The sequence below is a fragment of the Rouxiella sp. S1S-2 genome (assembly GCF_009208105.1).
GTDB lineage: Bacteria > Pseudomonadota > Gammaproteobacteria > Enterobacterales > Enterobacteriaceae > Rouxiella.
Genome location: NZ_WFKL01000001.1, coordinates 3,647,842 through 3,661,432, shown reverse-complemented (window position 1 = coordinate 3,661,432; position 13,591 = coordinate 3,647,842). Strand labels below are relative to the sequence as shown.

Annotated in this window: 12 protein-coding genes; 8 read left to right on the top strand and 4 right to left on the bottom strand. The window is 52.3% G+C overall.

Translation table 11 applies throughout. From position 1 onward, the window contains the following. Nucleotides 1–11: 11 nt before the first annotated feature. Nucleotides 12–1,649, bottom strand: a complete 1,638-nt coding sequence (gene prpR / locus GA565_RS16815) for a propionate catabolism operon regulatory protein PrpR (protein ID WP_152199510.1) — start codon at nucleotides 1,647–1,649, stop codon at nucleotides 12–14. A 269-nt stretch (nucleotides 1,650–1,918) separates the two neighbouring features. On the opposite strand from prpR, the gene prpB reads away from it, so the two are divergent. The 3 genes from prpB to GA565_RS16800 are packed head-to-tail and all read left to right on the top strand — an operon-like array spanning nucleotide 1,919 to nucleotide 5,416. Then, nucleotides 1,919–2,809, top strand: coding sequence for a methylisocitrate lyase (gene prpB, locus GA565_RS16810; protein ID WP_152199508.1), 891 nt, complete (start codon nucleotides 1,919–1,921; stop codon nucleotides 2,807–2,809). Between the two features lies 1 nt (nucleotide 2,810). Next, nucleotides 2,811–3,953 (top strand): 2-methylcitrate synthase, encoded by a 1,143-nt coding sequence (prpC, locus tag GA565_RS16805; protein WP_152199506.1) that lies wholly within the window; start codon nucleotides 2,811–2,813, stop codon nucleotides 3,951–3,953. Between the two features lie 8 nt (nucleotides 3,954–3,961). After that, complete coding sequence (locus tag GA565_RS16800) at nucleotides 3,962–5,416, top strand: bifunctional 2-methylcitrate dehydratase/aconitate hydratase (RefSeq protein WP_152199504.1); 1,455 nt, start codon at nucleotides 3,962–3,964, stop codon at nucleotides 5,414–5,416. Between the two features lie 17 nt (nucleotides 5,417–5,433). Here the strand turns inward: GA565_RS16800 and GA565_RS16795 are convergent, their stop codons facing one another. Then, nucleotides 5,434–6,429, bottom strand: coding sequence for a LacI family DNA-binding transcriptional regulator (locus GA565_RS16795; protein WP_152199503.1), 996 nt, complete (start codon nucleotides 6,427–6,429; stop codon nucleotides 5,434–5,436). 274 nt (nucleotides 6,430–6,703) lie between these two features. Between GA565_RS16795 and GA565_RS16790 the strand changes: the two genes are divergently transcribed. The 4 genes from GA565_RS16790 (at nucleotide 6,704) to GA565_RS16775 (ending at nucleotide 11,241) form a co-directional block, all read left to right on the top strand. Continuing rightward, entirely contained in the window at nucleotides 6,704–7,945 is a 1,242-nt protein-coding gene (locus GA565_RS16790; RefSeq protein WP_152199501.1) for an MFS transporter, read from the top strand. A gap of 21 nt (nucleotides 7,946–7,966) precedes the next feature. After that, complete coding sequence (locus GA565_RS16785; protein ID WP_152199500.1) at nucleotides 7,967–9,394, top strand: glycoside hydrolase family 32 protein; 1,428 nt, start codon at nucleotides 7,967–7,969, stop codon at nucleotides 9,392–9,394. A gap of 82 nt (nucleotides 9,395–9,476) precedes the next feature. Beyond that, nucleotides 9,477–10,832, top strand: coding sequence for a carbohydrate porin (locus tag GA565_RS16780; protein WP_152199498.1), 1,356 nt, complete (start codon nucleotides 9,477–9,479; stop codon nucleotides 10,830–10,832). 136 nt (nucleotides 10,833–10,968) lie between these two features. Beyond that, the gene (locus GA565_RS16775; RefSeq protein WP_152199496.1) at nucleotides 10,969–11,241 is read left to right on the top strand and encodes a PTS transporter subunit EIIB; all 273 of its coding nucleotides are present in this window, start codon (nucleotides 10,969–10,971) and stop codon (nucleotides 11,239–11,241) included. Here the strand turns inward: GA565_RS16775 and GA565_RS16770 are convergent. Together GA565_RS16770 and GA565_RS24645 are read right to left on the bottom strand one after the other, a co-directional pair. Beyond that, nucleotides 11,238–12,173 carry a LysR family transcriptional regulator gene (locus GA565_RS16770; protein ID WP_152199494.1) on the bottom strand — a complete coding sequence of 312 codons (936 nt, stop codon included), beginning with the start codon at nucleotides 12,171–12,173 and terminating at the stop codon, nucleotides 11,238–11,240. The genes GA565_RS16775 and GA565_RS16770 overlap by 4 nt on opposite strands. Then, entirely contained in the window at nucleotides 12,160–12,297 is a 138-nt protein-coding gene (locus tag GA565_RS24645; protein WP_193311925.1) for a hypothetical protein, read from the bottom strand. The genes GA565_RS16770 and GA565_RS24645 overlap by 14 nt, the downstream gene beginning before the upstream one ends. Here GA565_RS24645 and GA565_RS16765 point away from each other — a divergent pair. Beyond that, nucleotides 12,296–13,561 carry an ABC transporter substrate-binding protein gene (locus GA565_RS16765; protein WP_152199493.1) on the top strand — a complete coding sequence of 422 codons (1,266 nt, stop codon included), beginning with the start codon at nucleotides 12,296–12,298 and terminating at the stop codon, nucleotides 13,559–13,561. The two genes, GA565_RS24645 and GA565_RS16765, sit on opposite strands and share 2 nt — an antisense overlap. The last annotated feature ends 30 nt before the right edge of the window (nucleotides 13,562–13,591 follow it).

Here is a 13,591-nt window from a genome sequence, read left to right as displayed (position 1 = left end):
GGAGCCGGTATTTATTCGCGCGCTTTGCGCAATCTTCGCCATAGCGTGGTGCGGCTAATGCCTAAATAATCAGCCGTTGCAGAATGATTACCGGAAAATTTTTCCAGCGCCTGCTCGGCCGATAGCAAGGGCGTCGGCGCGGGAGGTGTTGCGAGTGAGATATCCACGTTTGGGGGTAATTGCGCCAATTCCGGTAACAGCCTCAGCATAAATTCTTTAGTTAACAGCCGTTCAGGTGAGGCGCTGAGAAACAGCGCCACGCGCTCCATGAGATTACGTAATTCTCGGATATTACCCGGCCAGTGATAATCAAGCAGCAGTTCTCGACAGTGATTGATGGCGTTAAGCATCTTCTCCTGCACCGGTGCATTGAGGGCCGTCAGCGATTGTTGCAGATACCACTTCGCCAATAGAATGACATCTTCTTGCCGCTCTCTGAGCGCGGGCAGAGGCAGGCGCAGTACGCTGAGGCGATAAAACAGGTCGGAACGAAAGCGCCCCTGTTGCTGCCAGGCATCGAGGTCACAATGCGTGGCGCTAATGACCCGCACATTAATATTAATCGGCCGCTGACCGCCGACCCGCACGACTCTGCGCTCTTCAAGCACGCGTAATAAGCGCGTTTGCATCGCGAGCGGCATTTCTCCTATCTCGTCAAGGAAAAGCGTACCGCCGTTTGCCGCCTCAAACAGTCCCGGCCTTCCGCCTCGACGAGAGCCGGTGAAGGCACCGTCCTCATAACCAAATAGTTCCGCTTCGAGCAGTGATTCGGTGATAGCCCCGCAGTTAATCGCAATAAAAGGCGCGCTTTTCTTATCCTGACGAGGGTGCCGGAGGGCGATATATTCACGATGCAGCGCCTGCGCCACCCACTCTTTACCGGTACCGGTTTCACCCTGGATTAGCACGGCAGCGGGTGAGCGGGCGTAGAGCAGGACTGTTTGGCGAACCTGCTCCATCGCGGGTGATTCACCCTGTAAATCACTGATGTTATGGCGCGTATGCAATAAATTTGGCGATGCAAATTTCCGACTCTGATTGATTCCCGCACGGGTTAAGTGAGAGAGGTCCAGCGCATCATGGAACGCCTGCCTTACTGAATTGGCGGAATAGACAAACACGCCGATAAGTCCGGCTTCAGTGGTCAAATCGGTGACCATACCCTGACCGATTATTACCTCGATACCCTTGGCTTTTAACTCATTAATCTGAGCGCGGGCATCCTCTTCGGTAGCATAGCTGCGTTGTTCAATCGGCAAATCGAACACCTGCTGAAATTCAGTCAGCTGAGGTAAGGTGTGCTGGTAAGTAATGATCCCGATTTTCGCACTGATTTTTCGCGCGTTAGCCAATGCCTGCATCACGTCAAAACCGCTGGCCCTTGCGGTAATCACCGGTACCGAGACGCGACTTTTAAGGTAAGCCCCGTTCGAGCCGGAGGAAATAATGACATCACAGTGCTCGGTGGCCAGCTTTTTCCTAATGAACTGGACGGCCTTTTCAAAACCGTAGGGGACCGGTGTGATGATGGCGCTATCATCAAATTCCAGGCTGATATCTCGGAAAAGGTCGGCAAGACGAGAGATAGACACCGTCCAAATCACCGGCTTATTACCTGCCTCGGTGGTATATCGCGAAGAGTCTGCCATGGGTGTCCCTAAGTCGTCGCTGTGGTTTAGATGCGTTTCATTGTTGTTTCATTAATCTAAATATGAAACCTAAACGAAACATAGCCTGTAACGCGCTCGGTGACAATATCAGCACGGCAAATATCACTGGTTGAAATATTTTTTTTAATTTATTGATATATATCGTTAATATTTTTTATGCGTGAATTGAGAGCCATGCACCTATCCGTTGGCATCCCCCTTGCTATGGTTAATGGAGAACTTAATCCCCGATTAACAGGCAGGTAACGATGAGCTTACATTCTCCTGGTCGCGCATTCCGCGCCGCCCTGACCCAAGAGTCCCCTTTACAGATTGTTGGCACCATCAATGCCAACCACGCCTTGCTGGCTAAACAGGCCGGTTACCAGGCGATTTACCTTTCAGGGGGTGGGGTGGCAGCGGGTTCGCTCGGGCTGCCCGATTTAGGTATTTCTACCCTTGATGACGTGTTAATCGACGTGCGTCGTATCACAGATGTGTGTGATTTACCGCTGCTGGTTGATGCCGACACCGGTTTTGGATCCTCGGCGTTTAATATCGCCCGCACCGTGAGGCAGATAAGCAAAGCCGGTGCGGCGGCGCTGCATATTGAAGATCAGGTCGGCGCGAAACGCTGTGGGCATCGCCCAAATAAAGAAATCGTCAGCACGCAAGAAATGGTCGATCGCATCAAAGCGGCAGTCGATGCGCGTACTGATGAGAATTTCGTCATTATGGCGCGTACGGATGCGCTAGCTGCCGAAGGGCTTAATGCCGCACTTGCGCGCGTTCAGGCCTACGTCGAAGCGGGCGCCGATATGGTATTTCCGGAGGCGGTCACCGAGCTGGAGATGTATGCCGTTTTTGCTAAAACGTCAGGCGTGCCGATTCTGGCTAATCTGACCGAGTTTGGCGTAACGCCCTTGTTTACGCTGGACGAACTGAAAACCGTCGATGTCGCTATGGCGCTGTATCCACTTTCTGCTTTTCGCGCGATGAATAAGGCAGCCGAGCGGCTTTATCGCGGATTGCGGCAGGAAGGCACGCAGAAGCATCTGGTTGATACCATGCAGACCCGTGCGGAACTGTATCAAAGCATTAACTACTACGATTTTGAACAGAAGCTGGACCAACTCTTTGCTCAGAAAGAAAGGAGATAAAGTGACTACGTCAACCTTCACCCCTAAAAAATCCGTCGCACTGTCGGGCGTGGTGGCGGGTAATACCGCCCTGTGCACCGTGGGTCGCAGCGGTAACGATCTGCACTATCTTGGCTATGATATTGTCGATTTAGCCCGCTACTGCAAGTTTGAAGAAGTGGCGTATTTGCTGATTTATGGCAAATTGCCCACCGCAGCAGAACTCACGGCCTACATGCATAAGCTGCGCTCGCGACGCGGGTTGCCTGCTTCGGTCAAAACCGTACTGGAAGCCTTACCCGCCGCCTCGCACCCGATGGACGTGATGCGCACAGGCGTGTCTGCGCTGGGCTGTACGCTGCCTGAAAAAGATGACCATTCTTTCGCTGGCGCCTGTGATATCGCCGACAGCCTGCTGGCCGCACTCGGTTCGATGCTGCTTTATTGGTACCACTACAGCCATCACGGTAACCGTATTCAGGTCGAAACCGACGATGAATCCATTGGCGGACATTTCCTGCATTTGCTGCACGGTGAGGCGCCCGACGAACGGTGGATTAAGGCGATGCACACTTCGCTTATCCTTTATGCCGAGCATGAATTCAACGCGTCTACCTTTACTGCGCGCGTTATCGCCGGCACCGGCTCGGATATTTATTCGGCAATTACCGGCGCTATCGGAGCTTTGCGCGGTAAAAAACACGGCGGTGCCAACGAAGTCGCACTGGACATTCAGCAGCGTTATCTCTCCCCCGATGAGGCCGAAAGCGACATCAAAAAACGGCTGGCCAATAAAGAAGTGGTGATTGGCTTTGGGCATCCGGTCTATACCTTGGCCGACCCGCGACATAGTGTGATCAAGCAGGTTGCCCTGGAGCTTTCACAGCAGGCGGGTGACGAGAAAATCTTTGCCATTGCCAGTCGTCTGGAAACGGTGATGTGGGATGAGAAAAAAATGTTCCCCAATCTGGACTGGTTTTCTGCCGTGGCTTATCACCAAATGGGCATACCGACCGCGATGTTTACGCCACTGTTTGTGATGGCCCGCACCAGCGGCTGGGCGGCGCATATTATCGAACAGCGCAAAGACAATAAAATCATCCGCCCGGCGGCGCATTATATCGGCCCCGATGATTTGCCCTTTATTCCACTGGATAAACGTTAAGGAACCCCATGTCATCTTCACTGAATGTGTCGGCCCGACAACCGTATGACGCCGCGATAGTGGATATTGTCGATTACGTCATGCAGTACAAAATCAGCTCTCAAAAGGCGTATGAAACGGCGCATTATTGCCTGCTTGATACGCTGGGTTGCGGACTTGAAGCGCTGGAATATCCGGCCTGTAAAAAGCTGTTGGGGCCGATAGTACCGGGCACGGTGGTGCCGCAGGGGGCGAGGGTTCCCGGCACGCAGTTCCAGCTTGACCCGGTGCAGGCGGCGTTTAATATCGGCACGATGATCCGCTGGCTAGATTTTAATGACACTTGGCTGGCGGCCGAATGGGGCCATCCTTCCGATAATCTCGGCGGCGTGTTAGCTACTGCCGACTGGCTTTCTCGCACCGCCGTGGCGGCGGGCAAAGCGCCATTAACCCTATGGCATGTATTGACCGGCATGATTAAGGCGCATGAGATCCAAGGCTGTCTGGCATTGGAAAACGCCTTTAATCGGGTCGGGCTGGACCACGTCCTGCTGGTTAAGGTGGCCTCAACGGCGGTAGTGGCCGAGATGCTCGGCCTGACGCGTGACGAAATTTTGAGTGCCGTATCCAATGCCTGGATAGACGGGCAGTCCCTGCGTACCTATCGCCATGCGCCAAACACGGGATCTCGCAAGTCTTGGGCGGCGGGCGATGCGACTTCACGAGCCGTGCGTTTGGCCCTGATGGCCAAAACCGGCGAGATGGGATATCCCTCCGCGTTAACCGCCAAAACCTGGGGCTTCTATGACGTGCTGTTTAACGGCGAACCGTTCCAGTTTCAGCGGCCCTATGGCAGTTATGTGATGGAAAACGTGCTGTTCAAGATCTCATACCCCGCCGAGTTCCATGCGCAGACGGCGGTTGAGGCGGCTATCACGGTGCAACAAAAATTGCAGCGGGCGGGGAAGGGCGTTGACGATATCAAGGCCATCACCATTCGCACTCATCAGGCCTGTATTCGCATTATCGACAAGCAGGGACCGCTCAATAATCCGGCCGACCGAGACCACTGTATTCAATATATGGTGGCCGTTCCGCTGATATTCGGGCGTTTGACCGCCGGAGATTATGAGGACGATATTGCCGCCGATTCGCGTATCGACACGCTGCGGGAAAAAATTACCTGTGTTGAGGACGTCACATTGACTCAGGACTATCACGACCCGCAAAAACGGGCGATCGGTAACGGCATCAGTGTTGAGTTTAACGATGGCAGCCAATTCGACGAAGTGCTGGTGGAATATCCGATTGGCCACGCCCGCCGTCGTCAGGAAGGTATTCCGCTGTTGATTGAGAAATTCAAAATCAATTTGGCCCGCCAGTTCCCTGAAAAACAGCAGCAGCGTATTCTCAACGCCTCGCTGGATCGGGAGAAACTCGAGCAGATGGCGGTGAATGAGTATCTGGATTTGTATGTGATTTAACCTTCCCGACCCTTTCCTTACATCGATTCGCGTTGAAGCCACGGGCTTTCAACGCGAACGGTTTCACGATGCCGATCCCCGTTAATAATGTGCAGCGCGCTCAGGCGGCCAATTTCGTAGTGGGGCAATTGCACCGTCGACAGTGGGGGCAAAAACAGGTCGCCAATGCCCACCATATTGTCGTAGCCCAGCACGCCGACGTCTTGCGGAATGCGCACACCTCGCGCCAGAAGAATTTGATAGACCATGAAAGCAACGCGATCGTTACCACACACCACGGAATCAAACGTCGGCTTACCCTGCGGCATGTGCGCTGCCATCATCGCCGGAATATCCCGATAGTGCTCGTCGCCGAAGTCCATATAGCGGTGTAGCAGAGAATCGGGGTCAATACCGGCTTCACGACAGGCACGCGCCAGCCCCTTGCGGCGGCGAATTGTTGCCAAATGCTGTGCCGGCAGGTGCAGGCAAAGTGGTCGGCGATAACCCGCCTGTAGCAACGCTTTCACCCCCTCGTACTGGCCCTGTTCATCGTCAGGAATATAGCTGGCAACCGGCTCATGCAGGCTTTCACAGTTGGCCAATACGCAGGGAAGAGAGAGCAGTTTAGGCGGAACCGGCACCTGTCGCAGCCCCATTGTCGTATAAATAATGCCGCTTGGCCGATGGGAGAGCAGCAGGTCGACCATGGTTTCAGGACTGTCGTCGGAGAACATATTGACCACAAAACTGTTCCACCCGTGGGCGCGAGCGGTTTCTTCAATCGACAACGTGATCTCTACGGAAAAAGGGGTGGTTACCGTATCAAGCGCCAGCACGCCGACGGTATTCGGCGTTGCCCGCGCTCCGCGCACCTTTTTGGCTGACAGGTCGGGCACATAATTTAATTCACTAATGGCGGCCTGCACACAGGCAAGCGTGTCGGGTTTAAGCCTTTCCGGGCTATTCAAGGCACGCGATACCGTCATTAACGACACGTTCGCCAGCTTTGCCACATCTTTTAACGACGCCATAAGTTTCTGTCCTGATTCGAGGAAATCTCGGGCCATGCCTGCAAATATACAAGGCTATACAACTCCCATTCTGAAGTAAAAGGATGGGGAGATAATGTTGTTCTCAATATTTCACTGTGCCATAGCGACAATCAACATTAAATCATGATCGCGCTCTCAGATACGCTATGTTAACGTTAACTTATGTGATTAACATCATAAGTTCGCCTTAAATTGCGTGAGAAGAGTAATATGTTAACGTTACCATTTCATTATCTTTCCTACTGAGACTGCCATGATGAAAAAACATCATTCTCAAAATTACCCGCTGTTAAGTGCATTGCTGTTTTTCTTTTTTGTGAGCTGGTCATCGTCCAGTTCTCTGCTTTCCATCTGGCTTCATCAAGAAGTCGGGTTAAAAGCCATGGATACCGGCGTCATCTTTTCCGTGCTGTCAGTGTCGGCGCTTTGCGCACAGGTTTGCTATGGCTTTATTCAGGACCGGCTTGCCTTACGCAAAAACCTGCTGTGGTATATCACTGCGCTGCTTATTTTTTCCGGTCCGGCGTATGTGATTTTTGGTTATCTGCTCAGTATCAACATCCTGCTGGGCAGTATCTTCGGCGGGGTGTTCATCGGCCTGACTTTTAACGGTGGGATTGGCGTCCTTGAGTCCTACACCGAGCGAGTGTCACGTCAGAGTACCTTTGAATTTGGTAAAGCCCGCATGTGGGGGTCACTTGGCTGGGCCGTGGCGACCTTTTTTGCCGGTATTCTTTTCAACATCAATCCAAAACTTAACTTCCTGCTTGCGTCATGCGCGGGGCTGGTGTTCTTTGCGCTGCTAGCGCGGCTCAAAGTGAGCACCCCAGCCAGTCTGGAAAGGGTGGAACTGGGCGCAGAAAAAGTAACCTTAGAAGACGCGTTGCGTTTGTTAACGCTGCCACGTTTCTGGGCGTTAGTATTTTTCGTGGTCGGAACCTGCATTTATGGCGTTTACGATCAGCAGTTCCCGGTCTATTTCTCTTCGCAGTTTGCGACCCTGCGGGAGGGGAATGCGATGTACGGCTACCTGAACTCTTTCCAGGTATTTCTTGAAGCGGCGGGCATGTTCTGTGCGCCGTGGCTGGTAAACCGCATTGGCGCTAAAAACGGACTGATCTTTGCTGGCATGGTAATGGCGCTGCGCATGATGTCCTCAGGGATAGTGGAAGGGCCGGTGCTTATCTCCATTACCAAACTGCTGCACGCGGTTGAACTGCCGATTCTGTTGGTTTCAGTCTTCAAATATAACAGTCTGAACTTCGACAAGCGGCTCTCCTCCACGCTTTATCTTGTGGGCTTTGCCTGTACTAGCTCCGTTATCGCCACCTTTCTTTCGCCACTGGCGGGCTACAGCTATGAAAAATACGGTTTCGCGCAGTCCTATCTACTCATGGGGCTGATGGTGTTCTGCACCACCTTTATCTCAATTTTTCTTCTCAGCAGTCACAAACCCGCACCCGAAGACGTAATGCCGCACCCCTCGTCCGTTTGAATGAAATAAGAGTGAATGATTATGACGTTATTGATAGAAAAAGCTGAACATACCCTGGCCGCTAAACGCGAGCAGCTAACGATGCGCTGGTATCCCGAGTATCACCTGGCGGCCCGCGCGGGCTGGATGAATGATCCTAACGGGCTGGTATGGTTCGACGGTTGGTATCACGCATTTTATCAACATCATCCCTATTCCACCGAGTGGGGGCCAATGCACTGGGGACACGCCCGCAGTCGCGACTTGCTGCACTGGGAGCATCTGCCCGTCGCACTCGCGCCGGAAGGGCCGGAAGATAAAGACGGCTGTTTCTCAGGCTCGGCGGTGGTCAACGGTGAGGCGTTGGCGCTGATTTACACCGGCCACAAGTTTCACGGCGATAACACCTGCGACGAGAATCTTTACCAGGTGCAATGTCTGGCCACCAGCCGGGACGGTGTTCACTTTAGGCGTGAGGGGCTGGTGCTCGATACCCCCGCGGGACTGCATCACTTCCGTGACCCTAAGGTGTGGTGCGAGAACGGGATGTGGTACATGGTGGTCGGCGCGCGCGTTGAAGATACCGGCATGGTCAGGCTCTACCGTTCAGAAGACCTGCATCATTGGCACGACGAAGGCATTTTGGCCGAAGCGCCGGCGGGCATGGGTTTTATGTGGGAATGCCCAGACTTCTTTACGCTACAGGATAAGCAGGTGCTGATGTTTTCCCCGCAGGGCATCGCAGCGCAGGGCTATGCGAATCGGAATTTATTCCAGAGTGGCTATATTGTTGGGCATTGGCAGCCGGGCGAGGCCTTCGTGCAAGAAACTACATTTCACGAGCTTGACCACGGTCACGATTTTTATGCGCCGCAAAGTTTCTTAACGCCGGACGGCCGCCGCATCGTTATTGGTTGGATGGATATGTGGGAGTCTCCTTTGCCCGAGCAGCAGGACGGATGGGCCGGCATGCTTTCACTGCCCCGAGAGCTGACATTAACCGAAGACAACCGCGTGCAAATGCGGCCTGCGAGAGAGGTTGAAGCGCTACGGCAAGACTTTTCCCGCTGGTCAGTCAGTACGCTGCAAAATAAAGCGCTGTGCGTGATGGAACACTGTGAAACAGCGGAAGTTGTTCTCAACTGGAACCTCGCCGCCAGCGATGCCGAGCAGTATGGCATTGCCTTGCAAGACGGCATGCGGCTTTATATCGATAGTCAGTCGCAACGTCTGGTTCTTGAGCGCAATTATCCGCAACTGGGGCTTTGTGGACAACGGAGCGTGCCGCTGCCGCGAACGACAGAGCTAAATCTGAGGCTGTTTTTTGACCGCTCTTCGGTTGAAGTCTTCGTTAATGACGGGGAGGCCTGCCTCAGCAGCCGTATTTACCCGCAGCAGCGTCAGCTAACGCTTTTTGCCTGGTCTGGGACCGCAATTATAAAAGAGTGTGGCAGCTGGAATTTAAAATAATTATATAAAAAGCTCTGCCCCGAATATCGGGGCAGACTTGGTTCGCTTTTACTTTCTATATTAACAAGCAAGGATTAATTCGATGAATAAAAAAATCGGACTGATGCTGTGCGTCAGTGTATTCTCTGGGACGGCTTATTCACAATCCTCTTTAACGGTAGAACAGCGCTTTGCATTACTTGAGCAGCGTCTGCAGTCCGCCGAAATGCGTGCCGATAAGGCCGAGGCGGAAATAGTAAAATTAAAACAGCGGCCGATTGAGGTTAAAAGTAGTACAGTTGCCGCCAATAAGAATGAAAGTGAATCAATGATTAAATTAAATAAGGACGCTTCGCTTAAATTTTATGGTGACGTTGAATTTAATCTCGACGGTGCCAGTCGTACAGGAAGCCTGACCTCTTTAAAAACCAGCGCCAATAAAAACTGGGCACCGGGTAATAAAGAGCGCTGGGACATTAATGGTCGGATTTTATTGGGCGTGGAGGGCATACAAAAAATGACTAACGGCCAGTATGCCGGATTCAACGTACAGCCGCTGGCGGATATGAATGGCAAAATGAATCTCGACGATGCAGCCTTCTTCTTTGGCCAACAAAATGACTGGCAGGTGAAAGTGGGGCGCTTTGAAGCCTATGACATGTTCCCGCTTAATCAGGACACTTTTGTCGAGTATTCCGGCAATACTGCGAACAATCTTTATAGCGACGGCTATGGCTATATTTACATGATGAAAGAGGGGCGCGGGCGCAGCAACAGCGGTGGCAACCTTCAGTTAAGCAAAAATATCGGTCACTGGTATTTTGAAGTCAACAATCTGGTAGAAGATGGCAGCTCGCTGTATGTCGACCAGCGTTATCACGGAATGGCGTTGGAAAATCAGAAAAATGCCGTGTATGTCCGGCCAGTCATTGCATGGCAGTCTGGTGACTATTCCGTTGCGGCGGCGATGGAAAGCAATCTGGTCAATAATGCCTATGGCTATACCGATAATAACGGGAAATGGAACGACCAGTCGGGGCGTACGGGTTACGGATTAACCATGACGTGGAATACGCTAAAAAATAACCCGCAGGACGGCACCGTAATTAACCTGAATACCGCGATGATGAATGCAAAAGAAGAAAAAGATTTCAGTGCGGGTGTTAATGCCCTTTGGCATCGGGTGGAGGTGGGTTACATTTATGCCCATAATAAAATTTCCGAATTTAATATTTCCGGTATCGATAGCGAGTGCATTACCGACTGCGCTATTTTGGCACCGGGTAATTATGATATCCATACCCTTCACACCTCTTGGCAATTGCCGAACATTATGGATATGCCTAACTTCAATATTTATCTCGGGGCCTACACGTCGTGGTTAAATTCCTCTGCAGAAGGTGACTCCAATCACCAACCTCGCTATGGCGCACGCGTGCGGTTTAAATACCTGTTCTGACTTACTCACAAACCTTGCCCATGTAACCCGAGCGATATAGATAAACTCTATATTGCTCGGGTTTAAATCAATTTCACATCGCCCGATATTGGTTTTATGCTGCTGCGGAAAATGCAAAGGGCTATCAGGAGGCAACATGGAAAAGCAACAGCTGGCGGCGTTAATGCTAAAGGCAATGGGCGGTGCGGAAAACCTCGTCAAGATGAGCTACTGTGCCAGTAGAATCAGAGTAAAAATACGCGACACCTCGCGGCTCGATAGGCGAGGACTGGAGTCATTGGATGACATTAAGTCAGTGCTGGACGTCGACACGGCGCAGCACTACACCGAGTATCATCTGGTCGTGGGACCGGGAAATACCCGGACATTGTATGAAGCACTAACGGCATTAATGCCTAAAAATAGCTAAATTAGCAGGTGGCGTATTGGCTCAAGGTGTTGCTGCATCAGCTCCTGCATCTGCACCACGTGCGCCGTGTCCATCTTTTCACGCATCATATAAAAGCCCACGTTGTAGCGCGGGCTTTTTTGCCTGCTTTGTAGCGGCACAATGTTGTAGCGGGCAAAATATTCCGTCATGCATCTTGGATAACTGATCATTACCGCGTCAGAGTCGTTAATCATGTCTATCGCCGCCATCATCGAGTTAGTTGACCAGATCACTCTTTCTTCCAGATGCATCAGGTTTCGCGCCAGCCTTTTGGGCTGCATATCCTCCACTATGTGTTGAAAACGGCCTTCATCCGGCGTCAGTTCTACACACGGGTAGTCCTGCAGTTCAACGGGGTCAATAACCTTATTACACAGCGGATGCCCGCGGCGAACAAAAAGACTGTCGGACACGCTAAAAAGTGGCGTAAAGCTGATGCCCGCCTTCGAGTTAAGCCCCTGAATTTCATGGCCAATGAATAAATCGATATCGCCACCCAGCAGCAGGTCCATCAGCCGCAGGTGGTTTCCCTGATCAACATGGATATTCACGGTGGGGTGCAGCGTTCTGTAGGCGTTAAAACTGTCGCGCACAAACATGTACCACCAGGCGTGCCCGGTGCCCATCCGCAGACTCTGCACCTGACGTGCTTTGATAAATGCCAGTTTGGTAAGCGTATTTTCATAAATACGCTGCATCATCTGCGCCTGTTCAAGCAGAAGATCGCCATACTCCGTGGTTTTCACGCCCGTTGACGTCCGCTCCAGCAACTGTACGCCAAGATTCTCTTCCAGCTTCTTCATATTATGCGTAAGTGTCGGCTGGCTAAGGCAAAGTTTGTTTGCAGCATGACTCACATTTTTGAACATCGCTACTTCGATAAACTGCCGTAGAATTTTATCCAAGATCACATTTTCCACTGGTGATATAGAGAATTTCTATATCGTAGCGGTGAAAATCAATTTCCGCCAATGTCTCGGCTTCGCTATTTTTCTTGCATGACGGTATTCCCGCCACCATCTGAGAGCAAGCCATGAGAAGAGTGATCCCGGGACTGATTGCTGCCGCGTTGGCCCTCACGTCGGGTCTGGCACGAGCAGATACCCTGCGTATGGAGTGCCCACCGAGCAAGGAAGGTCGCCAATTCTGTAGCTACATCAAGCAGCAGTTTGAAGCGCAAACCGGCCATACTCTGGCCTTTATCAGTCTTCCTCCCGCCTCGAACGAAAAACTTTCTTTATTCCAACAGCTGTTTGCCGCCAAAGATTCGGGGGCCATTGACTTGTTTCAGGCAGATACCGTGTGGATTGGCGTGTTGGATAAACATCTTCTGGATTTGACCGACAGCGTCACTGACATCCGCAACGACTTTTTTCCCACCTCGTTGCAGAACGACATCGTCAACGGGCGCGTCAAGGCGATTCCTGCCTATATGGACGCCGGTGCGCTTTTTTATCGGAAAGATTTATTAGAAAAATATGGCGAAAAACCGCCCGTGACCTGGACAGACCTGACCCGTATCGCCACGCGTATTCAGCAGGGCGAGCGCGAGGCGGGGCACAAGAATTTTTGGGGACTGGTGTTTCAGGGCAAAGCCTATGAAGGCCTGACCTGTAACGCACTGGAATGGGTTGAGTCGCAGAAGGGCGGCAGCTTTATTGACGCGCAGGGCAATATCACCATCAACAATTCGCGGGCAGCGCAGGCGTTGGATATGGCCGCCGCCTGGGTGGGGAAAATCGTCCCACCTGGCTCGTTGGGCTACATGGAGGAAGAGTCCCGCTCGGTGTTCCAGAACGGTGATGCGCTGTTTATGCGCAACTGGCCCTATGCCTACATGCTGGCAGAAGACCGCAGCAGCGCCATCCGTGGCAAGGTCGGCGTGATGCCTTTACCAAAAAGTGAAGACGGCACGTCTGTCAGCACCATGGGCGGCTGGCACTGGGCCATTAGCGCCTATACCAAGAATCCCAAGGCGGCTATCGCCTTGCTCAAAATTGTCAGCAGCGCCGAATCACAGAAGAAAGCATTGGCCTTAACCGGCTGGGCGCCATCACGCACCGCGCTGTATGACGACCCCGAGGTATTGGCGCAGGCGCCTTATCTTGCCGATTTCAAAGAAGTCTTTATTCATGCCAAACCTCGTCCGGCCACCCAGACCAAGCGGCAATACGCTCAGGTCTCCAAAGCTATTTACAACGCCACGTATAACGTGCTGCGCGGTGACAGCGACGGCGCGACGGCGGTTGCGGAGTTACAGCAGCGGCTCGAGAGAATTAAAGCCAGAGGATGGCGCTAAGCGCTGCGCCCCATTAACGGTCCGGAGATT

Coding starts and splice junctions, on each gene's coding strand:
- prpR (WP_152199510.1), bottom strand. CDS start 1,649: ATGGCAGACTCTTCGCGATATACCACCGAGGCAGGTAATAAGCCGGTG.
- prpB (WP_152199508.1), top strand. CDS start 1,919: ATGAGCTTACATTCTCCTGGTCGCGCATTCCGCGCCGCCCTGACCCAA.
- GA565_RS16800 (WP_152199504.1), top strand. CDS start 3,962: ATGTCATCTTCACTGAATGTGTCGGCCCGACAACCGTATGACGCCGCG.
- GA565_RS16795 (WP_152199503.1), bottom strand. CDS start 6,429: ATGGCGTCGTTAAAAGATGTGGCAAAGCTGGCGAACGTGTCGTTAATG.
- GA565_RS16790 (WP_152199501.1), top strand. CDS start 6,704: ATGATGAAAAAACATCATTCTCAAAATTACCCGCTGTTAAGTGCATTG.
- GA565_RS16785 (WP_152199500.1), top strand. CDS start 7,967: ATGACGTTATTGATAGAAAAAGCTGAACATACCCTGGCCGCTAAACGC.
- GA565_RS16780 (WP_152199498.1), top strand. CDS start 9,477: ATGAATAAAAAAATCGGACTGATGCTGTGCGTCAGTGTATTCTCTGGG.
- GA565_RS16775 (WP_152199496.1), top strand. CDS start 10,969: ATGGAAAAGCAACAGCTGGCGGCGTTAATGCTAAAGGCAATGGGCGGT.
- GA565_RS16765 (WP_152199493.1), top strand. CDS start 12,296: ATGAGAAGAGTGATCCCGGGACTGATTGCTGCCGCGTTGGCCCTCACG.
- GA565_RS24645 (WP_193311925.1), bottom strand. CDS start 12,297: ATGGCTTGCTCTCAGATGGTGGCGGGAATACCGTCATGCAAGAAAAAT.